A 24,419-nucleotide genomic window follows, 5' to 3' on the forward strand; every position below is an offset into this window, starting at 1 on the left:
GTTTTGTTGGATAAAAACGCGCAAGGATGGACAAGCTACCTCAGAATGGGTCGAACCACGGCCCTCGAAGGGAGCTGACAGAAGATGAACAAACCATCATGGCGCAAGCAATTGGCAGCGCTCGGCACGGCCGCGGCGCTTCTGCTGACCGCGATGCCCGTAGTTGCCCAGGCGTCCACGCCTTCGTCGGAGCAGCTGCAGGCGCAGCATGAACAAGAGCGCGATCACTGGCGTTTCGGCAACGGCCATGGCCATAAAGGCGAGGAACGCAAAGCCCGCAGGCTGGAGTTCATGCAGGAAGCGGCGCAGTATTTCGGCATCGCCACGGAAGGCAAATCCGCCGAACAGCTGCACAAGGAACTGAAGGCCGCGAAAGAAGCGAATCCGGCCAAATGGGACAAATTCATGGCGGCGAAGAAGGCCCAGCGCATGGCGCGCCTTCAAGACACGGCCAAGCGTCTGGGTATCTCGACGGAAGGCAAATCCGCGAGACAGCTGCACGAGGAAATCCGCGAGATGTGCAAGAACCGCATGATTAAGGAAAAGGGCGCGAAGTCGCCGGCGGACGCGAAATCGCAATCCTAGCAACCGCCAAGGATATAGACAATAAAGCAGCAGCGAGCATGCGGCGATCTACCGCCTAATGCCCGACTGCTGCTTTTTCGTGTCGCGGGGAGTCCGGACACGGCACGGATGCCATCGGTTGACTCCGGATTATTATTTATCGATTACGGTTTCACTTTCGCGATCGCGGGCTTTAGACCGTCACGGCCTGCAGCTTGCGGAACGTCTCGTAGCTGCGTCGCGCGCATTCGGAGATCGCGATCGGATGGAAGCCGTTCACGGCGGCGTACAGCCGGTCGTTCAGCGGCGCCGTCCAAGAGGCGGGCAGGGCGCTGCCGCCAAGCATCGCGCCGAGCACGGAGCCGACGGTCGCGCCGTTGCAATCCGTATCCCAGCCGCCGAGCACGGCGGTCGTAATGCCTTTCTCGAAGTCGCCGCCGGAGTGAATGAGCGCAGCCGCGCACAAAGCCGCGTTGTTGTTCGTATGCACGGGATGGTAATGGCTGAATGCATCCCAGATGCGCTGCGTGAGCTCGACCTGATCGTCCGCCGAGTCGGCGATGCCGACCGCGAGTTTGATGTCATGGGCCAGCCGGCTGTTCGCCGGAATCGCGCCGAGCCCGATCTCGACGATGCGGCGGACGTCGGTTTCCGCGAACGCCGCGGCGATCATGGCCGCGCAGAACATCGCGCCGTAGATGCCGTTCTTGACGTGGGAGAAGGATGCGTCCTTCCAAGCCAGCTCCGCGGCCAGCTCGGGGTTCCCGGCCGCGCCGTAGGCGTAGCCGTCGACGCGGATCTGCGCGCCGATCCATTCGCGGTACGGATTGAGGTAGGTGCGCACCCAATCCTTGGCTTCCGGCGTCAGTCCATCCGTCTCATGGCGCCGCATATGCGCGGTGATCTGCGCGAAATTCAGATAGGCTTGCGTTTCCGCGGTGCATACCTGATTATAGCTGAGCCGCTCATGCCACAGCCTGCCGACGTCCCAGGAGTCGAAGGCGGGGCCTTTCTCTTCCAGCATGATCAGTCCGAGGACGGTATACCGGATATCGTCGTCGGTCTCCATGAATTGAATATGTTCGCGCGTGCTTGCTTTGCACCACTCGGATATGTGCAGATCCGGATGCGCCCGGACGCTGTCCGATTCCAGAGGCGTGTAGCCTTGGATCGGCCAGGCCTGCGCGCCTTCGAACCACAGCTTTACGTTCGCGCAGCCCGATCTGCCGCCCGAGCCGCCCATGAACGGCGAAGACTCCAGCGGCTTGCCGAGCGCGCAGCCCGCGGATCTTCCGAGCCATGCGCCGTTGAACTTGTCCAGCCATTCGGCGACCGTCAGATCCGGCGAGGCGCCGGCGACCGCCGGCGGCCGCTGCGCCCGGATCTCGTCCAGCTCCGAAGGTTCTGCGTACGGATAATCCGCGGCGATCGGAAGCGCCGTCAATTCCCCGTACAGCCGCATCAATTCCGCCTCGTCGCTTCCCGCCGCTTCCACGCGTTCCGCGTAACCGGTCACGTCGCAGCCTTCTTCACCGCGCTGCTTGACTTCTTCCTTGACCAATTGAAACAACGAATCCCAGCCTGCCATCACTGCAACAGTCCTCTCCCGTACATGATGCTTTCATTGTAAGGGACAACGGGGCGCCGATCTTCTCAGGAACGCGCCGCGAAGCTCTCACTATTTGCGGGATCGGGGCCGCGGCCGGAATCAGGCGCTTCCAGCCCGAGCGTCTGGCGGTAATGCACCGGCGAGATGCCCGTCGATTCCTTGAACACGCGGTAAAACGTCGCCAGGCTCTGAAAGCCGCATTCGAAGCCGATATGCGCCACCTGCCTGTCGCTTCCTGCGAGCAGCCGCATCGCTTCCTGCACCCGCAGCATCGCGACGTAATCGGCGAAGCGCCGTCCCGTCGTCTCGTGGAACACGCGGCTTGCGCGGGACACGCTGATTCCGAGCTCATCCGCGACATCCCGCAGGCTGATCGGGTCGCGATAGCGCTGCTCCACCAGCTGCGCCAGCGCCTTGGTCTGGTTCGCCGACTGCGTCATCGAGAGCTGTCGCGAGGCGCTGAGCCCGCCGTGGTAATGCCGCAGCAGCAGGCCGCACAGCTGGATAAGGGCGCTCTTGGCCATCGCTTTATATCCGGGTTCGCCGCCTAGCAGCTCCCGTTCGACCGTCAGCATCCACGCGGCGGCGGCCGCCGCGAGCGGCGAATCCGCGGGTATCAGGTTATCGAAATTCGCCGAACGGTAGGAGAACGGCAGCAGCAGGGCGGGATCCTCCGCCATCAGGAGCGAGCTGTCGAAATTCAGGAAGAGGTAACGGCTCGGATCGCCCGGATCCGACTGGGCGATATGGAGCTCCTCGTTGTTGACCAGGAACAGGTCTCCCTGCCGCACCTGATACTGCTTGCGGCCGAAATAGAACGTCCCCGTGCCCGACAAGCAAAGGCCCATCTCCAGGCTGGCATGGGCATGGAGCGGCTGCCGGTACGTTTTGGGCGTCCATTGAAAGGCGTTGATCGGCACGTCATGCTCGTAGGTGATGGTCATTTTCATGCTTGGCTCATGCTCCTTGCGGGGGAACGGAGCGTGTTCCCGAATTATCGGACTCGCGAATAGGATACTACATGACAGCGGTTTCAACAATTCCGCACGTTCGGTTAGACGCAGAAGGACCGTTTCCGCAGCCAACAAGCTTCGAAAACGGCCCTTTTTGCCCTGTTCGGACACAGCGAGATGATGGATTGAAGATTACGTCGTGCGAGCATGAATACAAAATATGGAATGCAATTACTTCTGAACCGCCTTCAGCTCCAGATGCCTGGAGATGACGAGGTCCATGATATGCCGGTAGATTTGTTCCGCATACCTGGGGTTCAGTCCGCTTTGCTCGGCATACAGCGCGAGCTTCTGGAACTGCTGCGCTTCGCGGGACGGATCCTGGGCGCTCAGCCCATGCTGGTCTTTGTAGATACCGACCTCTTCGGTGTATTTGAACCGCTCGGCCAGCAGCGTGATCATTTGCCGGTCGATCTCGTCGATGTTCGCTCTCAGTTCGGCCAAGTCTGCCATGTGAAACACTCCCCGCATGAATTTCGCACTTAGACGCTTCTACGCAATAAAGTGCCTCTTGCTATCACATTACCACATTATGTTCGATGGTGTAAACGGGTTCTATTTCCAGCCAACGGGACAAATGGAAGCAAGCGCGCGGACGGGCCGCCGGACTTTTCATCGCGATGCGTCGGCGCGCGAAAGCGTTCGGTCTCGCGAAGGTTCCTGGCGCGATTCATGCGACGCGTACTTTCTCTTCCGGTCTGTGACGTTCTTTATCAAGAACCAACACGAGACCGCAGGAAGGGCTGTAGCGTCCCGATTCGAATACGTTGGATGATCCGGCCGTCCGACCGGCAATCCGCGCATGCAAAAAACGCCGTCCTCGCCGCTTGCATGCGGCGAGGACGGCGTTATTCATAAGCGGCAGCTTATTTACGGCTGGCTTCTTGAATCAGCGCGGCGATGCTCCCCGCGGGATCTTTGAATTCATTTTGCCGCATGCGGCTTCGAATGGTTTCCCGCTCCGCGTACAGGCGGGCGAGCGCGCCGAGGAAAGCTTCATCCGTCAATTCCTCTTCCTGCAGCACCTCGCAGTAGCCGGCTTTCCGGAACGATTCCGCATTCAGGATCTGATCTCCGCGGCTGGCTCCTTTCGACAGCGGTATGAGCAGCATCGGCTTGCGCAGGGTCAGAAATTCGAAGATCGAGTTGGAGCCCGCGCGCGAGATCACGAGCTCCGAGCAGGCAATGAGATCGGGCAGCTCCTCGTGCACGTACTCGTATTGCCGGTAGCCGCGAACGCCGTCGTATCTCTTGTCCAGCTCGCCTTTGCCGCAGAGGTGGATGAGCTGGTACGTCTTGGTCAGCTCCGGCAGGTTGCGCCGCACCGCTTCGTTGATGCGCCGCGACCCCAAGCTGCCGCCCATGACGAGCACCACGGGCTTGCCCGGAAGCAGCTTGCTCCACTGCAGTCCCTTCAGCGCGCTGCCGCGAAGCAATTCGCGGCGGACGATCGGCCCGACGTGGACCGCTTTGTCCCCCTTGATATGCTCGACGGTTTCGCCGAACGTCACGCAGACCTTTCGCGCGAACGGATTCGCGATGCGGTTCGCCAGCCCGGGCGTCAGATCCGATTCGTGGATGATGACGGGCACGCGGTTCAGCCAAGCGCCGAGCACGACGGGCACGGAGACGAATCCGCCCTTGGAGAACACGACGTCCGGACGCAGCTTCCGAATCAACCGGAACGCTTGGAAGACGCCCTTCGCGACGCGGAACGGATCCTTCACGTTCTGCGGATCGAGGTAGCGGCGAAGCTTGCCCGTCGAGATGGGGTAATAATCGACATCGTCCAACCTGGCGATGAGCTGTTTCTCGATGCCGGCGTCGGAGCCCATGTAGACGGCATTCCAGCCTTGGGACTGCAGCATGGGGATCAGCGCCAGATTGACGGTGACGTGACCCGCCGATCCGCCGCCGGTAAACAGGATCCGGCGCGGTTTCTCGCCCCGCGGACGAGGTAAGGCATCATTTGGCATAATCGGCTCTCCTTGCTAGAATCAGTACTGACAGCGTAACACAAAATCAAACGTACGGGAGTGAATGCGAATGTCATCCTCGAAATTGGCTTACATCTTACAACATTATGCGGAAATGAGCGGCGCGCATGACGATTTGCTGCAGCCGGATGAAATCGAGGTCGTCGGCTTGTACCAAACGATGCTGGCTGGCTGGAACGAGCGCAGCGCGGAAGGAATGGCGGCCCCGTTCGCGGAGGATTGCGAGCTGATCGGGTTCGACGGGAGCGAGGCTTACGGCCGGCATGGCGTGGCCGCGCATCTCGCGCCGATATTCGCGCATCACAAGACGCCCGCTTATTATGCAATCGTCAAGTCCGTTAAGCTGGTCGCGCCGGGCGCGGCAATCCTGCGCGCCTATTCCGGCCTCGTTCCGGACGGGGCGGACGACATCGATCCGAAGCTGAACGCGCAGCACGCGCTGACGGCGGTGAAGCGGGACGGGGCTTGGTCCATCGTCTTGTTCCAGAATACGCCGGCGCGGTTTCACATGGAGCCTGGGCGGAGCGAGGAAATCACCGAAGCGCTGCGCAGGCTGCTTCCGGCTGCGGGCCGCGAGTAGGCTCGGCTGGAGATTCCGGGCTGAGGGCCGCGAGTAGCTTCTATGGGGGTGCCGGGCTGCAGGCCGCGAGTAGTCTTCGCCGAAGGTTGCCGGACTGCGGTATGCATTCCCTTATCGCCAGCGGCGATTCGGGACGACGCATCGACGCTCGCATGTCCATCCGCCATGGAGCCGGCTCGGCCAGAACCGACAGCCGCAAATGAGAAGCGCAGTCCCGACGAACGTTCGATTCGTTCGCGGCTGCGCTTATTTGGCTGGCGGCAGATTCCAGATGCTGGTATACTTTGTTCGGGCGCGAAACGCGTCCGAGCGACAAGATCCCAAATCCGTTACGACCAATTCCAAGCGAAGGAGTGATGATGTTTGTCTATGTACACGCAAATCCAAATGCCGGTGAGAGGTCGGACGATCCGATAACAGGAACGGACCTCTCGCCGGGCAAACCGCGGGAGGCTGAGCAACGCATGATGAAGTTGACCAATATGCTGCGGGGGCTGCAAGACGATCGCCCTGCGCGGAAGCTTATGACGAGATGGGAGCACGACGAAGGCTCGCTCCGCTACTGGCGGGCGAGCAGCAATTTTGTATATGCATTCGCATGCGAAGGCCGGAGACGGTTCTTGCGGTTTATTCATGCGAGCGACCATTCGGGGCCTCAGATCGAAGCCGAGCTCGACTACGTTCGGTATTTGGCGGCGAACGGGTATCCCGTCGCGGCGCCGGTGATGTCCGCGGACGGGCAATGGATCGAAACGATCGAGGACGAAACGCAGGGCATCTATTACGCCGTCGCGTTCGAGCAAGCGGAAGGCGTTCATGTGCCGCTGGACCGGATGACGGACGAGCAATGCGCAAGCTGGGGCCGGTCGCTTGCCAGGCTGCACGAGCTTTCGGCGCGTTACGTGCCGGCAGCGGACTCGCCGGTCCGGTGGAGCTGGCGGGATGTGCTGGACTGGATACGCGATGTGTTGGATCGGTATCCGGAGGAGGAAGCGGCGCTTCTCGAATGCGACCGGGTGCGGGCTTGGCTGGAGACGCTGCCGCAGGACGGGCGGCTCGCCGGATTGATTCATTTTGACTTCCAGCCGGACAACGTCTTCGACCGGGGCGGGGAGGCCGGGTTCAGCGCCATCGACTTCGACGATGCGATGATGCATTGGTACGCGGCGGATATATCCGCGGCGCTGGGCGACCTCGAGGATTTCACGGCGCCCGAGTCGAAGCGGATCTTGCACGCCTTCCTCGCCGGCTACGAGTCGGTCCGGCCGGTCGGTGCGGAAGCGGAAGCGTCGTTTGCGAAGTTCGGGCGCTTCAACGGACTTTACTCCTTTGCGCGAATCCTGCGCAGCATGGAGGGAATGGACGAATCGTCCGCCCCGGAATGGATGGTCAAGCTGTTGGCCAAATTCCGCGTATTCTGCGACGAACACAGATCGATGTTTAACCGGCCGTGGTAGGTAAACCGTTAGCGGCACTTCAAGATTAGCGGCGCTTCAATTCAAACCGCCCTGCCTCCGAATTCGGAAGCAGGGCGGTTCTTCGTTTTTTGGGCTGGCCATCGAACAGAAGAGACGCAAATCGCGATTATCGCGCGGTCATCCCTTTGCCGCCGAGAGGAACATGCTTTATCTGCTGTTCGAAGCCGGCGATAAGCGGCTTGGCGCGCCGGATCATTGCCTGCGTCGCTTCCAGCGCGAGCGAGGCTTGGTGCGCCTCGGCATTGTCCCAAACCTCGGTAATCCAGATCGCGTCCGGTTCCTCGGGCAGCACGCTGACGATATAGACCTGGCAATCCGCGACGGCATCCATTCCGGACGCCGCCTCCATCAGAATTGCCGCCAGTTCGTCCCGTTTGCCGGGCTGCGCGATCATTTTGCCGGAAAGGCCGAAATTGCTCATATGCACACATCCTGTCTTCGTGAATTTCTTTCATCCTACCAAAGTTCGACTGACAATTATAGTCAGCGAAGAGATGGGATTACAACCAAGGATGGACGTGCGCAGTACGTGTCGCGCGGATAGCTCCGGGCGAGCGGCGCGAATGCCGGAGGTTGAGCAATCCGGCTAAGCTGCGCGAAGGGGTTTCAGCCGATCGTGTACAGCCCCATCGCCCGTTTGGCTTTCAAGAGCGTTTCGTTCGCGGTTGCCGCCGCCTTCTCCGCGCCGTCCTTCAATATCCCGACAAGCTCATCCGAGTCGACAAGCTCGAGGAACCGCCGATGGATCGGCACCAGTTTGGCGATGACGGCTTCGGCAAGCTCCCGCTTGAATTGGCCGTAGCCGACGCCTTCGAAGCGCCGTTCGATCGCCGCGACGCCTTCTCCGGAGAAGACAGCGTAGATTTCGATCAGGTTGCTGATCTCCGGCTTACGCTCCCAGTCGTACCGAACGACGCCCTCGGAGTCCGTGACGGCTTTGGCGAACTTCCTGCGGATGACGTCCGGATCGTCCTGCAGCAGCACGCAGCTGTTCGGGTTCGGATTGCTCTTGCTCATCTTCTTGGACGGATCGTCGAGACCCATGATGCGGGAGCCGATCTCCGGGATGATCGGCTCGGGGAGAGCGAATACGGGAGAGAACCGGTTGTTGAACCGTTCGGCGAGATCCCGCGTCAGCTCCAGATGCTGCTTCTGATCGTCGCCGACCGGCACGTGCGTCGCCCGATAGAGCAGGATGTCGGCCGCCATCAGCACCGGATAGGTAAACAGCGCCGAGCTGACGGCGTCCTTCCCGTGCGATTTGTCCTTGAACTGCGTCATGCGGCCGAGCTCGCCGAAATGCGCCTGCGTCTCCAGCAGCCAGTTCAGCTCGGCATGCGCGGCGACATGCGATTGGACGAAGATCGTCGCTTTCGCGGGATCGACGCCGGCGGCGACGTAGAAAGCGGCGATTTCCTTTGACCGCTGGTATAACTGGCGCGGATCCTGCGGCACGGTGACCGCGTGCAGGTCCGGCACGAAGAAATAACATTCGCAGTCGTCCTGCATCCTCGCGTATTGATGCAGCGCGCCGCCGTAGCCGCCGATGTTGAGTTCCCCGCTCGGCTTGATGCCCGATATGACTCTTTTCATACGCCTAACCTCCTCGAATGGTTGGTTGCAGACCAAACAAAAAACACTCCATCCCCAAAAGGGACGAAGTGTTGGACTCCGCGGTACCACCCGAATTCGACGGTTAAGTCGCGACTCGCACATGTCAAAACGACTAACATGCGTCCCCTGGATAACGGAGGGACTTGCCGTCAACGCCTACTGGCCGGTCCTCGGATCGGCGTTCGGATCGAAGCGAACGGAGCCATTCATTGCGTTCGATCGTACCGGACCTTTCACCAATCGCCGGCTCGCTTGGACCATCGAAGTTCGCAATTACTCTTTCCATTCATAGCCTTGGGAATATCGTTTTTTGGTAATGGTTACGAATACTATAGCGGCAAACCGAACCCGCGTCAAGAGCGGTACGTACGCATTCGATTATTCCGCGGGCGCCGCCGTCGACCTTTGCGATATCGTCATCTTCCGTACCCGCGCCAGCCCGTTATTGCGCCATTAAGTGAAGCAGCAGCGCCTTCTGCGCGTGCATCCGGTTCTCCGCCTGCTGGTAGATGACCGAGCTTGCGGATTCGATCAATTCTTCCTCGATCTCGAAGCCGGGGTGAATGGGCATGTCGTGCATGATGTAAGGCGTGCTGCCGTTCAGCGCGCGTCTGTTCAGTTGATACGGGAGCATCGTTTTCATGCGGAAGTCTTTGACCGCTTGATAGTCCGCGCTATGGAAATGCTCCATGTCGATCCACGTGTCCGTATAGACGTAGTCCGATTGGGCGGCCGCCTCGGGCAGCGAATCCATGCGCTCGACGAGGCCGCTTCCGATGGCGCGGTCCATCAGCTCGCCGTCCCATGATGCTTCGTTCACGATCGGGGCGACGAGCAGCAGGCGAATGCCGAGCGTCAGGCAGCCTGCGATCAAGGAGTTCGCCACGTTGTTCAGAATGCCGACATAGGTGACCGTGATGTTCGAGAAGGTGCCGGACACCTCGTAGATCGTCATGAGATCCGCCAGCGCCTGGCAAGGATGGTAGCGTTCGCAGCAGCCGTTAATGACCGGTACGGTCGCGTAAGCGGCCAGCTCCTGCAGCTCGGAATGCTTCTTCAGGCGGGCGACGATGAAATCGATGTTGCGCGACACGTAACGGGCCTCGTAGCGAATCGGCGAAATGCTGAAGTTGCTGGAATTCCAATCCATCGGCACGGCATAGCCGCCCATCTGGTTGATGCCGGATTGGAACGAGAGATTCGTCCGGGTCGACGTCTTCTGGAAGAGCATCAAGACGCCTTTGCGGTCGCAGGCGTTCGCATAGCGCTCGGGATGTTGTTTGATGGCGATGCCGGTCTGGATGATCGTCGTCAGTTCGTCTCGGTTCAGTTCTTGCAGCGATAGAAAATGGTTCAATTCAAGCACCTCGCAGATATGAATAATTATTCGTAATAGTGATATTAATATTCATATTATACACCGGATATGCAGAAGTCAATTTATAATTATGCATTTTCATGAATGTTTTATGCAGGTTAGGCACGTTCGCGGGCGCACGGATTTCCTTGAGCCAACCAGGGCGAAAAAGGCCGCGGATCTTTTTACCATTTTATCATTGACAATGAGAATCATTATCGATTAATATTGTGCATGTACTAATTGATATTGATTCTCATTATCGTTCAGGGGGCTGGTATTGTGTTATGGAAAGGTTTATCTAAAGGGCTGTTGGCGGCCGCGGTGCTAGCGGCGCCGGCTGCCAGCTTGGGTTATACGGCAAGCGCGGCAAGCGCGCCGATCAAAGTAACGCTGGACGGCAAAAGCGTATCGCTGGACGCCGCTCCGTCGATCGTCAACGGGCGCACGCTCGTTCCTTACGGCGGCATCGTCGCCGCGCTCGGGGGCAAAGCAAGCTGGGATGCCGCGAACAAAGCGGTATCCGCGGCGCAAGGCGGCGTATCCGTCAAGCTGACGGTCGGCTCGCGCACGGCCTACATAGACGGAGCGGCTCAAACGCTCGAGGCCGCTCCGGTCATCGTGAACGGCAAAACCTACGTGCCGCTGCGGCTCGTTTCCGAAGCCTTCGGCAAATGGGTGACTTACAGCAAGCCCTCCGCGACGGTGGCCATCAGCAGCACGCTGACGGTGAATACGAGCACGGGGCCGTTCACGCTCAAGAAGAAACCGAAACGGATCGTGACGCTTTCCTCGTCCGACACGGAAATCATCTACGCGCTCGGCAGCAAGGTCGTCGGCCGTTCGACCGCGCTCGGCGCGGTCTACCCGCCGGCCGCCGCATCCGTGCCTGAAGTCGGAAGCACCCACGGCATCGAATTCGAGAAGCTGGCGACGTTGAAAGCGGACCTCGTCATCGCGAGCCCGGCGCTCAAAACCCAGCAAGCGACGATCGAGAAGCTCGGTCCTCAGGTCATGTTCAACTCGCATAATACGTTCACGGAAATTCAGGCCTCCGTTCGCTTGTACGGCCGCATTCTCGGCCAAGAGACGAAGGCCGAGCAGCTGATCGCCAAGATGAACGCCGACGTCGCGTCGCTCAAGAAGCCGAGCGCGCAGCCGAAGACGCTGATCGTTTACGGCGCTCCGGGCAGCTTCGTCGTAGCGCTGCCTGCGAGCTATCCGGGCAATTTCCTGGAGCTGGCCGGCGGCAAGAACGTCGCTTCGGGCTTCAAAGGCATCGACTCCATGCCTCAATACGCGGATCTTAGCTTGGAGCGCATCGTAGCGGCCAACCCGGACCTGATCCTGTTCATCACCCATGGCGATGCCGCGGAAGTGAAAGAAAGCTTCAAGAAACAGTTCGAGACCAACCCGGCTTGGAAGAGTTTGTCAGCCGTGAAGAACGACCGTTTCGAGGTGTTGCCTTCCGATCTGTTCGCCGCGAACCCCGGCATCCGGGCACCGCAGGCGATCCAGACGATCAACAGCCTGCTGATGCAGGTCAAGTAAATCGATGACGACACTCGTTACTGGCAAAGAGAGAGCGCTGCAAGCTGCGCTCTCTCGCAATGCCCGCAGGGTCGCGGTGCTGGTCGGCATGCTCGCCTTGCTGCTGGCCGCGATGCTCGCGGGCTTGATGTCCGGCGCGATCTCGATTCCGGCGCGGGATGTATGGACGTCGCTGCTGCACGCTTCCGATTCGGAAGCGAGGCAGATCGTCTGGAATTTGCGGCTGCCTCGCGTCTTGACCGGCCTCTTGGCGGGCGTCTGCCTTGCGGTCGCCGGCGCGTTCCTGCAGGGCGTGTTTCGCAACCCGCTTGCCGATCCCGGCATTATCGGCGTTTCGTCCGGCGGCGGCCTTGCGGCGGTCGTCATCATGATTTTGTTTCCGGAGCATATCGCCTACCTGCCGATCTCCGCGTTTCTCGGCGCGTTAGCGGCGGCGGCGGCGGTCTATGCGCTCGCTTGGAAGGGCGGCGCTTCGCCGCTTCGGCTCATACTGGCCGGCGTCGCCGTCAACTCGCTGCTCGGCGCGGGGATGACCGCGCTCATGATTCTGAACAGCGAGAAGGTGCAGTCCGTGCTGCCATGGATGTCCGGAAGCTTGAACGGCAGAAGCTGGCCGCATTTCGACACGCTGCTTCCGTATACGGTCGTAGGTATGCTCGCCTCCGCGTTTCTGATCAAAACGGCAAATCTGCTCGTGCTGGGCGACGATGCCGCGAAGCTGCTCGGTGGGAGGGTCGAAGCCGGGAGGCTGCTGATTATTCTGCTGTCGACGTTCCTTGCGGGCGCCGCGATCAGTATCGTCGGGATGGTCGGCTTCGTCGGCTTGGTCGTACCGCACATCGTACGGCTGCTCGTCGGCAACGATTACCGGATTTTCCTGCCGATCTCCGCGATCGGCGGCGGGGCGCTCGTCATTGCGGCGGACACGGCTGCGCGCAGCTGGTTCGACCCGATCGAATTCCCCGTCGGCATTCTGCTGGCGCTGCTCGGCGCGCCTTTCTTTCTCTACTTGCTGCGAAGGGGGATCAAGCGATGACGGCGATTCCGGCATTGACGGCTTCGGATCTCAAGTACGGCTACGGACGGGAAAACTCCGTCGTGAACGGCTTCAACCTCGAGGTGGCCGCCGGCGAATGGCTGGGCATCGTCGGGCCTAACGGATCGGGCAAATCGACCGTTCTCCGGATGTTGTCCAGATTGTCGGCGCCGCATGGCGGAACCGTCGAGATGGACGGCCGGGACATGGCCGGCTTGGACAGTAAGACGATCGCCCGTCAGATGACCATGTTGACGCAGACGCAGGAGCCGGTTACGGATATCACGGTGCGCGAGCTCGTGCGCAGAGGGCGCAATCCCCATCTGAAATGGTACGAGGAATGCCGGGGCAAGCACGAGGACGTGGTCGATTGGGCGCTGCGGGTCACGAGCATGGATCTGCTTCAGCATCGTCACTTGCAGGAGCTCTCCGGCGGCGAACGGCAGCGCGCGTGGCTTGCCATGTGCATGGCGCAGACGCCTAAGCTGTTGCTGCTCGACGAGCCGACGACGTACCTCGATATCGCGCATCAGCTGGAATTGATGGAGCTCATCCGCGGGCTGAACCAAGATCAAGGCATCACGGTCGTGATGGTGCTGCACGACTTGAATCAGGCAGCTCGCTATTGCGATCGCATCGTGGCGATGAAGCAGGGCGCGATCGTGCGGGAAGGCGCTCCATCCGAGCTGTTTCGCGCCGAGTTCTTTCGCGAGGTATTTGGCATTGAGGCGAAAGTGTATTACGATGACGGCGTACCGGTTTATTTGCCGTGCGGCATCGCCAAACGCGTGAGCGCGGCAGAGAGCGCGTAGCAGAGCAGTACTTAAGGAGGCTATCGACGATGATTATTGTAGAGAACCGATTTGAAATCAGGGCCGGCGCCGCGGACGCCATCTTGGAACGATTCCGCTCGCCGAAGAGCGTGCACACGTTCCCGGGATTCGTGCGCATGGACGTGCTGCATGCCCCGTTGACGGAAGAAACGGAGGAAGTGCGTGTGTGCACGGCTTGGGAGAACGAAGAAGCATTCCAAGCATGGACGAACAGCGATTCCTTCCGCCATGCCCACGCCCGCAGGGGTGACGGAGCGGAAGCCAAGGGAGAACAGACGGCGCAGAACCCGGCGCACGGTGCAAGCTCGCATGCGGCTGCAGCGGAGCCCGCTCACGGCGGCGGCCATGGAAGCCCTTCTCCAGGTCCCGGCGCGGGAAAGGGACCGATCATCAGCAGCAAAGTCACGACCTACCAGGTCGTCGTGACGCATCTGCCCGCGTCTTCGGATTCCGTAGAAGCCGGTATCTAACAAGCCGGACTTCGCGCGGAACGGCCGCGGCCATGAAGTAGAAAAAAGCCTCCTTGACCACGCCGTACGCGTGAGCAAGGAGGCTTTTTTTCTAGGCGTCCATCTCTTCGGTCCATGCTTCCAGTTCGGCCTTCTGCCTGAAGTGATGGCGGGAATGGAAACCGATCATGTCGAACCATTCGCGGGCGTTCAGCCACCCGAAGCCGCCATGCCGCACTTTCATCTCCGGATCGATCGCGCCAAGCCGCGGCTCCCAAGCCGCCATCTCGCGTCCGATACGATCCAGCTCGGCCAGCAGCAATTCCTTGCTCCGATCGTTGCTCGGCCAAAATTCCGGCGTATCCGGCAGCTTGATGCGAATGGGAGGAAACGCGCGGCGCCGAAACACGTCTTCCCCGGCTTCCGTTTTGCCGGAAGTCTGCGGCTCCGTCGTCCTGGCGCAAGTCGCGACGTGGCCCAAATACTCGTCCGCCACGGCAACGATATGGTCCATCAGCTGCCCGAGCGACCAGCCGCCCGGTTTGGCGACGCGCTTCAGCCTGTCCGGCGAATAAGTCTCTAAATCGGATCTGAACGTTTCAATGAAGTCGTACATCGGGAAGGCACGCTCCTTTTTGGTCGTATGACGGCTCCTCTTAGCATAACAGGCCATGCCCGAGCGCGGAACGTCCGATTGCGAAGCAAAATCGTCCAAGCCGCAACTTGTCTGCATATTCGGCCAAGTCCCCTCATAAACATTGTACAAGTCAAGCGTAAACGGCTCTTGTCCCCGTACGCGGCCCGTGCGCGATATCCGCACCCGGCTCCGTACACCTCCGGATACGTTTAAAAATTGTGATGAGGGGTTGATCTCATGCGTCGTCGATTCAGTTTCATTGCAGCGATCTTGCTTTGCCTCACGGCGGTGCTCGCAGGCTGCGGGACTAAGGACGCGGAATCGGTTGTCAAAGAATTGGACAAAACGTTAAGCGGTCTGGACAGCTATACGGGCAAAGGCACCATGACGCTGTTTACGGGCCAGCAGCCGCTCGAGTACCAAGTGGAAGTTTCCTTCCAGAAGCCGTCGTACTACCGGATCGCGCTCACGAACGCCAAGAAGGACATCACCCAAATCGTGCTCCGCAACGACGAAGGGGTGTTCGTGCTTACGCCGCGGTTGAACAAGGTGTTCCGCTTCCAAAGCGACTGGCCGGCCAATCAAGGCCAAGTGTACCTGTACCAGACGCTCGTGCAAAGCATCCTGCTGGACAACTCCCGTCAGTTCGCGATCGACAACGACGCGTATGTGTTCGACGTCATGGCGAATTACCAGAACGGCTCCTTGGCCCGGCAGAAGATTTGGCTGAACAAATCCGACTACGCCCCGAACAAGGTGGAGGTCAGCGACGCCAACAACGCGGTCATGGTTTCCGTCAAGTTCGATTCCTTCAAATTCGGCTCCAAGCTCGAGAAGAGCGTCTTCGATACGCAAAAGAACATGGGCACCCCGGCCGCGGGCGGCGATCAGCCGACGATGGCGGATCCGGACAACAGCAATGCGAACGCCGCGGACAATAACGCAAACGCCGGCAGCGGCAACGCATCCGCGTCACCGGACAGCGGCAGCAACGCAAACGCCGGCAGCGACAATGCATCCGCGTCGCCGGACAACGGCAGCAACGCCAATAATCCGGATAACGAAGCGACGAGCGGGAATACGGACAATGCCGGCGCGAACGCCGACAATCCGGATGAAAACGCCGGCACGAACGCGAATAACGGCGGCAGCGATGCCTCGAACGAGAATGCGGCGAACGACGATTCGGACGGCGCGATTGCGCCTGCCGACAATGCCGAAGGCACTTTCACGGGCATGGATCCGACGTACTTCCCGGACGGCGTGTCGGAGGTAGACAATCAAAGCATCGTCTTCGGCGGCAACCCGGGCATCATGATCCGCTACTCCGGAACCTACGATTACACGTTGATCGAGACGCAGCCGAGGGACGTCGCCGTATCCGCGGTGAAAGGCGAGCTGAAAGACTTGGGCTTCACCTACGGCTTGCTCAGCGGCGACGAGCAGAAGACGCTCACATGGACCTACCAGGGCACGGAATTCCGGATTACGAGCGCGAATATGCCCGAACAAGAGATGACCAAAGTCGCGCAGTCCGTCCAAGGCGAAATGTCCAAATAACGGCTTGAATACCGGGTTTCCAACACTTGCCCGCCGCGATTGAACGTCAATTCATTGACAGCCCCTTGCGCGAACGGTTAACATAAAGGTTATGGGGTAAACAAGGTGAAACGGTCCGCACTGTCCGATTTTCGGCGGCGCGGCCCGTTTCATTCCGGAGAAATGCAAGCGCGTCAGATAAGGTGAAACTTATGCATGCTTGGATTTTGAGATAAACGCCTGCCCATCTTCGCTGGGGGGCGTTTACTTTTTGGAAATGAAGGTGGGGCAAGTTGACAACGGCTGACTATTATCGCCCGACTCGGGCGGAGATATCGCTGGATGCATTGCAGCATAATTTGATGGCTTTTCGCGCGGCCATTCCGGAGGGCATGCTGCTCATGGCATCCGTGAAGGCCAACGCCTACGGCCATGGCGCCGTCGAAGTGGCAAGGGAAGCGGAACGCTGCGGCGTCGATTTCCTCGGCGTCGCCTTCCTGGATGAAGCGCTTCAACTCAGGCAGGCGGGCGTGAAAGCGAATATTCTGGTGCTGGGCTACGTGCCGCCGGAGGGACTGGATATCGCGCGCGAGGCGGATATCGCGATCGCGCTGTTCCGCGACGATATCGTCGAAGCGGCCGCGGCGCTGCCGGGCAACGGCAAGAAGCTCGCGGTTCACGTGAAGATCGACACGGGCATGGGACGCCTCGGCCGGTTGCCGGACGAGGCGATTCCTTTCATCCGCTCGGCGATGCAGGTTCCGAACTTATATGTGGAAGGTTTGTTCACGCATTACGCGCGGGCCGACGAAGCGGATAAGAGCTATACGCGGTTGCAGCACGAACGGTTCGGCGCCGTTGTCGAACGGTTGAAGGCCGAGGGGTTAACGATTCCGATCATCCACGCGGCGAACAGCGCGGCGGGCATCGATACGCCGGAGATGGGCGGCGGCATGCTGCGACTCGGCATCAGCATGTACGGCCTTTATCCGTCAACGGAAGTGAATAACAGCCGGATCGCGCTCAAGCCGGTCATGACGCTGAAGACCGAGGTCGTGATGGTCAAGGAAGCGCCTTCGGGCTGGGGCATCAGCTACGGCACGCGGTATGTTACCTCGGGCAAGGAGCTGATCGGGACGCTGCCGGTCGGGTATGCCGACGGGTTCAGCCGCATGCTGACGGGCAAAGCGGAAGTGCTGATTCGCGGGCGGCGCGTGCCCGTGCTCGGCACGATTTGCATGGACCAGTGCATGATCGCGCTCGATCCGGTATCGGCCGGGCATCCGGTCGCGAACGGCGAGGAAGTCGTGCTGATCGGCGCGCAGGGCGATGCCGTCGTGACGGCGGAAGAAGTGGCGGAGAAGCTCGACACGCTCAATTACGAAGTGACCTGCATGATCGCGGCCCGGGTGCCGCGCGTCTACAAGCGCGGCGGGGAGATCGCGGCCGCGTCGAATCCGTTGCTGCGCGCGAAGGAATAAATTTCATGCGCAAGATTTGATTGGAGCAAGAGGATTTTATCGTCTAAGCGCGAATAATGTAAGTTAGCCAATACTGTTTGGGGCCTTCGTAGGTACACGTGGATGCAGCATACTTGATATACGGGTTGCATACATATGAGGGTGTATAATACGGACCAAACAATGACATACTGTTACTGTTTTTTGAAATATAAGCCTTTTTTTCCTGTCTGTAGGCTTATATTGCTCCGGGATGAAACGCGTTTCGCCTTCTTAAGGACGGCGGCGGCCGTTTCACCTTGCTGGAAATGTTTTGGAGGTGCGAGTTCGGTGGCCAATTTGCAAAATACCAAAAGGATTATGATCAGTTTACCGGATCATTTGCTGGAGGAAGTCGACGGAATCGTCGCCAAAGAAAACTCGAACCGAAGCGAATTTATTCGTCAGGCTATGAAACTGTATTTGATTGAACGGAAGAAGCGTCAGATTCGGGATTCAATGCAGCGGGGCTATCTGGAGATGGCCAAGATTAACCTGGTAATGGCTTCGGAAGCTTTTCAAGCGGAGGAAGATGCCGGCGACACGCTCGGCCGACTCGTAAGCGGGGTGTAAGCTTGATCGTTAAACGCGGCGATGTGTTTTTTGCGGATTTGTCACCTGTCGTAGGTTCCGAGCAGGGCGGCGTGCGTCCTGTTCTGGTTATTCAAAATGATATCGGCAACCGTTTCAGTCCGACCGTCATCGTGGCGGCCATCACGGCCCAGATCCAGAAGGCGAAGCTGCCGACGCATGTCGAGATCGACGCGGCGTCCCACGGATTCGACCGGGATTCCGTGCTGCTGCTCGAGCAAATCCGGACGATCGATAAGCAGCGGCTCACCGACAAAATCACGCACCTCGACGACGAAACGATGCGCAAGGTGGACGAAGCGCTCCAGATCAGCGTCGGTCTTATCGATTTTTAAGCTCTTTTACGAAATGAACGGCAATCGAGCCCTTGCGGGGGCTCTTTTTTGTGTTCATTTGCCGATGTCCGGCACTGGCGCGCGGTTCCATCCGTCTGGGGGAGGAGCGCAAGTTCCTTCTCCCGCCGCTGTCTTCCCATACGTACGAAGCGCATAATGGAATCATAAGAACGCCAATATCGGAGGAATGCGCTATGAGAACGACAAGTCGTCCCGATCTGCAAATCGCGGGCATCGGCAATGCTGCCGGCGGAGAATATTACAATGTCAAAATGGAGGGCGTCTGCAAAATCAACGGTCCGATCGATTGCTTCGGCTTCGAGGCGAGCGGCATGACGACGGCGGGCGGCATCCGCGCGGAGGAACGGCTGGACGCGAACGGCAAGCTGACCTGTCACGGAGGATTGCAGGCGAGGGATGCCCACCTGGAAGGACAGATCACCGTCAACGGGCCGCTGCAGGCCGATCGCTTCGCAATGAACGGCTACGTGAGGGTGAAGGGGCACTGCGAGATCAAGCAGAGCAAGGCCAGAGGCGCCCTCATCGTCGACGGTTGGCTGACGGGCGAGCAGATCGAGATGATGCTGGAAGGACCGCTGCAGGCGGAAGGCATCAAAGCGGAGCGCATTACGGTGAAGCATGCGGGCAAAGGCGGAGTGAGACGCCTGATCGAGTCGCTGCTCCCGGACGGCTGGCAGGCGCATGCGCGCGTCCGCGTCATCGAAGCGGATATCGTCGACCTCGAGGAGACGTCGGCGGAAACCGTCCGCGGCAGGACCGTCGTCATCGGACCCGGCTGCGAGATCGACCGCGTGGAATACGGCGCGGAATTGGTCGTGCATCCGCAGGCGCGGGTGCGCACGAGTTGCCAAATCCAAATGTAAGGAGGAATCGGCATGCATGCGACGATGAAGCGCAACATCAGAATCACCGGGAGCGGTTCCACGCATGGCGGCACCTATCATAACGTGCGGATCATGGGCGAGGCGCAGATCTTCGGACCGCTGGAGAGCGATTCCATGCGCAGCATGGGCACGATAGACGTAACGGGCGCCTTGAAAATCGGGCATTACCGGCAAATCGGGGAAGCCGTCGTTCATGGCGATTTGACGGGCAACCAGGTCGATATTCTGGGCCAGTTGAATATTTCGGGCAGCCTTCGCGCCCGTACGATACGGGTCAGAGGACAGCTCGACGCGCATGGCGAATGCGAGGCCGAGCGGTTCGATTCCAGCGGCGGTTTTCATATTCACGGGCTGCTGCACGCCGGCGAGGTGGATATCCGGACATGGGGTCCCTGCAGGGCAAAGGAAATCGGCGGCAAGCGAATCCGGGTAAGGCAGAGTAAGTGGGGCGGGCTGAAGCAGCTGTTTTCCGGACAGGGGGACGTGACACTGACGGCCGAGCTGATCGAAGGGGAGCATGTCTACTTGGAGAATACGACGGCCGATGTGGTGCGCGGCTCGCATGTGACGATCGGCGCGCGCTGCCGGATCGGCCTCGTCGAATACAGCAAGCAGCTGAGGCGCGCCGGGGACGCGCAGATTCAGGCGGAAGTCAGAATCTGACGACAGAAAATGACATTTTCTTGTAGACAGCTAAAATAATGTCTGCTATTATGAGGTCAACATTATATGAGCAGATCAATAGCAACCGCTATGCGAAGAACGCAAGCTTGGGCACCATGCCCGGCATGCGTTCTTTTTTTTGTCTCATGTGAATGATTGCTGCGGAGGGATGGGCATGAACAGAAAACGAAATATCCTTATTTCCGTGACGGCTGCGCTGCTCTCGGCCCTGCTCGTATACGGCGTCTACGTGCTGCAGCTGCGGCAGGTGAAGTTCCAGGAGACGGTCGACGTGGTCGTTCCCATGCGGTTCGTCTCCGCGGGCGAACGGCTGACGCCGGATATGCTGGGCATGAAGCCGATCGCCAAAGCGTCGTATTCCGAGGGCATGGCGTTAAGCCGTGACGAGCTGAGCGGCATGGAGGTCGTCGTTCCGCTTGGCGCGGACGAACCGCTGCTGCGGTGGAAGGTCGATAAGTTCCGGCTGCTGCCGACCCATAGCCAATCGACGTTCGGCATCCCGCGCGACTATGTCCTGTCGGTGTCGAACGGCATTCGGGCCGGCGATAAAGTGATGGTTTACGCGTCCGGCGATTCCGTTCAATCGGAGCGGCTGTTCCGGCAAGCCGTCACTGTCGCTTCCGTCAAGACGGCGGGCAACGTGGAGATCGACGATATGAACGATTCCAGCTTGAAGTCGATGGCGAACGGAGATAAAGAAGCGATGTACGCGTCCAGGCGCGATGCCAACGGCATGATCGACTATATCAATCTGAACCTGACGGAGGAGCAGTGGCTGCAGCTGGACTCCCTCTGCAAGGGCGGCAAAAGCAAGGTCGTGATCGCGTACTCGCCGGAATCGCTCGACGTCGGCGCTGCGCCGGAGGAGGGAACGCCATGAGCCGGACCGACGAGTCCGCCGCGGAGGGAGCGCCGATGATCGCGTTCGTCGGCACGACGCCGAATATCGGAACGTCGGCGGCCGCTTTCGCCGCGGCTTGCCGGATCGCAGAGGAGAGCGGAGGTTCCGTCGGCTTTCTTTGCCTCAATCTGAAGAGCGCGAAGACGCACCGGTATCTCGGCGTTGACGAGCCGGCCGTGACTTTGGATTCGCTGCGTCCGGAGCTGGCCACGCAGTCGCTGTATCCGGAGAAGCTGCTTCGCTCGGTGCATCGTTCCCGCAGGCTGCCCGGCGTGCACGTGCTGTTCGGCAACATGCTGCGCGACCAAGCGGAATTTTACGCCACGGAGGAAATCGATCACCTGTTTGCGGTCGCGGCGCAGACATTCGACATCGTCGTGGCCGATGTCGGCGCGTACTGGGATAATGCCGCGACGCTGTCCGCTTTGCGGCGGGCGAGTATGCGCATCGTCGTCACGACGGGCGCGCTGTCCCACTTTCAAGAGGACGGCCAGCGGTGGGTAAAGCAGCTTTCGCCGCTCTACGGCATACCGGCGGCATCGTTTCAAGGACTTGTCATTCAACCGCCTTGGGGTAAGGGAGGATATCACGTGAAAGACATTTGCAATGAGCTCGGCGTGCCGCTTCTGGGCGAGCTCGCTTTGACCGAGCCGCTGCTCGCCCAGCTGGACAGCGGAACGCTTGACGAATGGCTGGCGGACGACGAGCGCGGGAAGAAAATAATGCAAGGGCCGGCCAAGGCGATCGCCGAAGCATACGGTCTGAAGCGTCAGCGGAATATCGTGATGCAGCCTTGGTACAAGAAGCTGCTGACGCATCGCGGCGGGGTGAGCTCGTAATGAAGAAAGAAGGACGCTTCTCGCCGGCCGCTTATTCGGCCAAGCTGTGGGCGGAGGAAGAGCGGCATGACGCGCCGCTGTCCGCGATGAGCGCCGATCCGCTGAGGGATTTCCGCCATCTGGCGGAGGACGTCAGGACCTATCTGGCCCAGCCGCGGGGCGAGACGGAGGAAGAGCGGCGGGAATACAACGAATGCTTGAACCGCGCCGTATTGGGCTATACCGACGATCGGGAGCGGATATTGGCCGTGATCGCCGACCGGCTGCTGCGTCAGCGCATCCACGAGCTTCCGGACTATCGCCATCCTTACGCGACGTTGGCGGAGGCGTTGTTCGCCGAGGTCATCGGGATGAACGTGCTCGAGCTTGTGCTGCGCAAGCGGGAAGGGCTGGAGGAGATTCAAGTCGTGGGCACGGCGGTATTCGAGGTGAGGGATGGCGTCGCGCTTCCGTCCGCCTATGCGTTCGAATCCCTCCGCGAGGTGGAGCGGATTCAGCAGAATCTCGTGCTGTATAACAACGACCGCATCAATCCGCGCAAACGATGGGCGGAGGTCATGCTCCGCGACGGTACGCGGGTCACGATGACGGGGTTCGGCTTTACGGCGAAGCCGACGCTTACGCTGCGCTTCTATACGGTGCGCCGGTTTCGGCTGGCGCAGCTGAGCGAACCCGCCTTCGGCACGATCAGCGACAGACTCCGAATGATGCTGCTGGCGGTGCTGCATGCCAGGTTCAATGTCGTCATCATCGGTCCGACGAACTCCGGGAAGACGAATCTGATCAAGGCGCTGATCGGCGAGATGCCGGACGAGGAGCGCCTGGTCACGATCGAAAGCCGGCATGAGCTGATGCTGCAGCGGGATTTTCCGGCGAAGAACGTCATCGAGTACGAGGTGGACGAGGAAGACGCGCTGCATCGCTCGGTCCAAGCGTTCAAGCTGGCGCTCCGGCAGTCCCCGCAGCGGATTATCCATGCCGAGATAAGGGACGAGGACGCGAATATTTACGTCCGTGCCTGTACCCGCGGACACGCGGGGAGCATGACGACGCTGCATGCCAATACGCTGGAAGACGTGCCGGAAGCCATCGCGGACATGTGCATGCTGGACGGCCGAGGCATGAACCCGGAACGGTTAACGAAGCGGATCGCGGAATACGTCACGCAAGTCGGCATCGAGATGCGTTTTACCGGGGGCAAGCGCCGCTTGGTCCGCCTGGCGGAGATCAGCTGGGAGAACGGAGGGCCGGTCGTGAGGGATTGGGCGATATTCGATGAAGAAGCTGGGGAATGGCGATATCCCCGTCCGCCTTCCGAGGCGTCGCTGGCCAGGCTGGACTCCGGCGCGCGGGAGGAAGGGATGGCTGCCTGGCCGGAACTAGATCATGACGGCCGATTAAGCATCGGCGGCGCTGCCGCTTCCGGCTTGCTGGAGAACGGAGCGTGGAGCGCCTCATGATGCAGCTCGGCTTGTATACGTTCGCCGCGGCCTTGTTCTGCACGCTGTTCGTCGCCGTTCGCAGCCTGCTGGATCTATGGCTGCAGCGCCAGCAGGTAATCGGCAGGCTCAGCTACCGCAAAGAACAGCGGTTCGAGGAGCGCCTGTCCCGATATTTGCAGCGGTTCGACCGGGCGTACCGTCATTTGTCGGAGCTGCTGGAGTCGCTTCAAATCAGCCTGCGGCCGGGCTCGGTCGTCGTGCTCAGCCTGATGCTGTTTTTGGTCGGCGCGGCGTTCGGCGCGATGTTTTTCCGAAGCGCGAAGGGCCTGCTGCTGCTGGGCGGCGTTCTCGGGGCGCTTCCGTATATGCTGCTCCGCACGATGCAGGTGCATCGCCAAATGAAGACGCGCATCGATTTCCTGCCGGCTATCGAACTGTTCTACCAATGCTGTCTGGTGAGCGGGGGCAGGCAGATCCGCACGGCGCTGCAGCGCACGGTGGAGGAGAAGCGGATGCTCGGCCCCATGCAGGCGGTTTTCGAGCAATTATATCGGAACATCTCGGTGCGCGGAGACGACGAGGCGAGTCTCCGAATATTCGCGGCGTCGCTCGGCCATGTATGGGCGGACTATTTTATCAATATCGTGCGGGCGGGCTTGGCGGAGGGCCATCCGATCGCCGCTAACTTGAAGGATCTGATCACGGATATGCGCAAGGCGCGCAGAACCAATCAGCAGGATCGCAACAAGCTCCTGGAAATCCGTCTGGCCAATTTCTCGCCGATCCTGTTTCTGCTGCTGTTCGTAGGCATCAATTTTCACTACAATCCGGAGAATGCCTACAAGTATTACGTGCTTGATCCCGGGGGGCGGAACATGCTGCTGAACGCCGCGGTCATGATCTTCCTGTCCTTCGTCATGGGATTATGGCTTTCCCGCAAAAAAATGTGAAAGGAGCCTGCCTCCG

At 60.0% G+C, this 24,419-nt stretch carries 25 protein-coding genes; 17 read left to right on the top strand and 8 right to left on the bottom strand.

Going from position 1 to position 24,419, the window contains the following annotated elements:
* Positions 1–84: 84 nt before the first annotated feature.
* The gene (locus AC50YL_RS26565) at positions 85–585 is read left to right on the top strand and encodes a hypothetical protein (protein WP_494835949.1); all 501 of its coding nucleotides are present in this window, start codon (positions 85–87) and stop codon (positions 583–585) included.
* A gap of 172 nt (positions 586–757) precedes the next feature.
* On the opposite strand, the gene AC50YL_RS26570 is transcribed toward AC50YL_RS26565, so the two are convergent.
* The 4 genes from AC50YL_RS26570 to murG form a co-directional block, all read right to left on the bottom strand.
* Positions 758–2,152 (bottom strand): ADP-ribosylglycohydrolase family protein, encoded by a 1,395-nt coding sequence (locus AC50YL_RS26570; RefSeq protein WP_494836032.1) that lies wholly within the window; start codon positions 2,150–2,152, stop codon positions 758–760.
* A 65-nt stretch (positions 2,153–2,217) separates the two neighbouring features.
* Entirely contained in the window at positions 2,218–3,123 is a 906-nt protein-coding gene (locus AC50YL_RS26575) for an AraC family transcriptional regulator (protein WP_494835951.1), read from the bottom strand.
* Between the two features lie 234 nt (positions 3,124–3,357).
* On the bottom strand, positions 3,358–3,639 hold the full coding sequence (locus AC50YL_RS26580) for a chorismate mutase (protein ID WP_494835952.1): 282 nt from the start codon (positions 3,637–3,639) through the stop codon (positions 3,358–3,360).
* A 413-nt stretch (positions 3,640–4,052) separates the two neighbouring features.
* Complete coding sequence (murG, locus tag AC50YL_RS26585; protein WP_494835953.1) at positions 4,053–5,162, bottom strand: undecaprenyldiphospho-muramoylpentapeptide beta-N-acetylglucosaminyltransferase; 1,110 nt, start codon at positions 5,160–5,162, stop codon at positions 4,053–4,055.
* A gap of 70 nt (positions 5,163–5,232) precedes the next feature.
* Here murG and AC50YL_RS26590 point away from each other — a divergent pair, with 70 nt between their 5' ends.
* Positions 5,233–5,763 (top strand): SgcJ/EcaC family oxidoreductase, encoded by a 531-nt coding sequence (locus AC50YL_RS26590; protein WP_494835954.1) that lies wholly within the window; start codon positions 5,233–5,235, stop codon positions 5,761–5,763.
* 464 nt (positions 5,764–6,227) lie between these two features.
* Positions 6,228–7,220: a phosphotransferase enzyme family protein gene (locus AC50YL_RS26595; protein WP_494835955.1), complete on the top strand. Its 993-nt coding sequence runs from the start codon at positions 6,228–6,230 to the stop codon at positions 7,218–7,220.
* 127 nt (positions 7,221–7,347) lie between these two features.
* Here AC50YL_RS26595 and AC50YL_RS26600 read toward each other — a convergent pair whose 3' ends face one another.
* From AC50YL_RS26600 to AC50YL_RS26610, 3 genes are all read right to left on the bottom strand, one after another.
* Positions 7,348–7,662 carry a putative quinol monooxygenase gene (locus tag AC50YL_RS26600; protein ID WP_494835956.1) on the bottom strand — a complete coding sequence of 105 codons (315 nt, stop codon included), beginning with the start codon at positions 7,660–7,662 and terminating at the stop codon, positions 7,348–7,350.
* A 185-nt stretch (positions 7,663–7,847) separates the two neighbouring features.
* Positions 7,848–8,834, bottom strand: coding sequence for a tryptophan--tRNA ligase (trpS, locus tag AC50YL_RS26605; RefSeq protein ID WP_494835958.1), 987 nt, complete (start codon positions 8,832–8,834; stop codon positions 7,848–7,850).
* 463 nt (positions 8,835–9,297) lie between these two features.
* On the bottom strand, positions 9,298–10,221 hold the full coding sequence (locus AC50YL_RS26610) for an ornithine carbamoyltransferase (protein WP_494835959.1): 924 nt from the start codon (positions 10,219–10,221) through the stop codon (positions 9,298–9,300).
* Positions 10,222–10,494: 273 nt separating this feature from the next.
* Between AC50YL_RS26610 and AC50YL_RS26615 the strand changes: the two genes are divergently transcribed.
* The 4 genes from AC50YL_RS26615 to AC50YL_RS26630 are packed head-to-tail and all read left to right on the top strand — an operon-like array spanning position 10,495 to position 14,102.
* A complete protein-coding gene (locus AC50YL_RS26615; protein ID WP_494835960.1) occupies positions 10,495–11,763 on the top strand; it encodes an ABC transporter substrate-binding protein in 1,269 nt (422 codons plus the stop codon).
* A gap of 4 nt (positions 11,764–11,767) precedes the next feature.
* A complete protein-coding gene (locus AC50YL_RS26620) occupies positions 11,768–12,799 on the top strand; it encodes a FecCD family ABC transporter permease (RefSeq protein WP_494835962.1) in 1,032 nt (343 codons plus the stop codon).
* The gene (locus AC50YL_RS26625) at positions 12,796–13,611 is read left to right on the top strand and encodes an ABC transporter ATP-binding protein (RefSeq protein WP_494835963.1); all 816 of its coding nucleotides are present in this window, start codon (positions 12,796–12,798) and stop codon (positions 13,609–13,611) included. Before AC50YL_RS26620 ends, AC50YL_RS26625 begins: the two co-directional genes overlap by 4 nt.
* 29 nt (positions 13,612–13,640) lie before the next feature.
* Positions 13,641–14,102 (top strand): antibiotic biosynthesis monooxygenase, encoded by a 462-nt coding sequence (locus AC50YL_RS26630; protein ID WP_494835964.1) that lies wholly within the window; start codon positions 13,641–13,643, stop codon positions 14,100–14,102.
* Positions 14,103–14,193: 91 nt separating this feature from the next.
* Here AC50YL_RS26630 and AC50YL_RS26635 read toward each other — a convergent pair whose 3' ends face one another.
* Complete coding sequence (locus AC50YL_RS26635; protein WP_494835966.1) at positions 14,194–14,697, bottom strand: DinB family protein; 504 nt, start codon at positions 14,695–14,697, stop codon at positions 14,194–14,196.
* 258 nt (positions 14,698–14,955) lie between these two features.
* On the opposite strand from AC50YL_RS26635, the gene AC50YL_RS26640 reads away from it, so the two are divergent.
* The 10 genes from AC50YL_RS26640 (at position 14,956) to AC50YL_RS26685 (ending at position 24,403) form a co-directional block, all read left to right on the top strand.
* Complete coding sequence (locus AC50YL_RS26640) at positions 14,956–16,278, top strand: outer membrane lipoprotein-sorting protein (RefSeq protein WP_494835967.1); 1,323 nt, start codon at positions 14,956–14,958, stop codon at positions 16,276–16,278.
* Positions 16,279–16,550: 272 nt separating this feature from the next.
* A complete protein-coding gene (gene alr / locus AC50YL_RS26645) occupies positions 16,551–17,738 on the top strand; it encodes an alanine racemase (RefSeq protein ID WP_494835968.1) in 1,188 nt (395 codons plus the stop codon).
* A gap of 309 nt (positions 17,739–18,047) precedes the next feature.
* Positions 18,048–18,329: a CopG family ribbon-helix-helix protein gene (locus AC50YL_RS26650; RefSeq protein WP_090644307.1), complete on the top strand. Its 282-nt coding sequence runs from the start codon at positions 18,048–18,050 to the stop codon at positions 18,327–18,329.
* Between the two features lie 2 nt (positions 18,330–18,331).
* Positions 18,332–18,682 (top strand): type II toxin-antitoxin system PemK/MazF family toxin, encoded by a 351-nt coding sequence (locus AC50YL_RS26655; RefSeq protein ID WP_125664969.1) that lies wholly within the window; start codon positions 18,332–18,334, stop codon positions 18,680–18,682.
* Between the two features lie 194 nt (positions 18,683–18,876).
* Positions 18,877–19,566 (top strand): hypothetical protein, encoded by a 690-nt coding sequence (locus AC50YL_RS26660; RefSeq protein ID WP_494835971.1) that lies wholly within the window; start codon positions 18,877–18,879, stop codon positions 19,564–19,566.
* A gap of 12 nt (positions 19,567–19,578) precedes the next feature.
* Positions 19,579–20,250: a polymer-forming cytoskeletal protein gene (locus AC50YL_RS26665; protein WP_494835973.1), complete on the top strand. Its 672-nt coding sequence runs from the start codon at positions 19,579–19,581 to the stop codon at positions 20,248–20,250.
* A gap of 175 nt (positions 20,251–20,425) precedes the next feature.
* The gene (locus AC50YL_RS26670) at positions 20,426–21,151 is read left to right on the top strand and encodes an SAF domain-containing protein (RefSeq protein WP_494835974.1); all 726 of its coding nucleotides are present in this window, start codon (positions 20,426–20,428) and stop codon (positions 21,149–21,151) included.
* Complete coding sequence (locus AC50YL_RS26675; protein ID WP_494835975.1) at positions 21,148–22,011, top strand: CpaE/TadZ family protein; 864 nt, start codon at positions 21,148–21,150, stop codon at positions 22,009–22,011. Before AC50YL_RS26670 ends, AC50YL_RS26675 begins: the two co-directional genes overlap by 4 nt.
* Positions 22,011–23,471: an ATPase, T2SS/T4P/T4SS family gene (locus AC50YL_RS26680; RefSeq protein WP_494835977.1), complete on the top strand. Its 1,461-nt coding sequence runs from the start codon at positions 22,011–22,013 to the stop codon at positions 23,469–23,471. Before AC50YL_RS26675 ends, AC50YL_RS26680 begins: the two co-directional genes overlap by 1 nt.
* Positions 23,456–24,403: a type II secretion system F family protein gene (locus AC50YL_RS26685; RefSeq protein WP_494835979.1), complete on the top strand. Its 948-nt coding sequence runs from the start codon at positions 23,456–23,458 to the stop codon at positions 24,401–24,403. Before AC50YL_RS26680 ends, AC50YL_RS26685 begins: the two co-directional genes overlap by 16 nt.
* Positions 24,404–24,419: the final 16 nt, after the last annotated feature.

The sequence above is a fragment of the Paenibacillus sp. J22P277 genome, assembly GCF_059383675.1.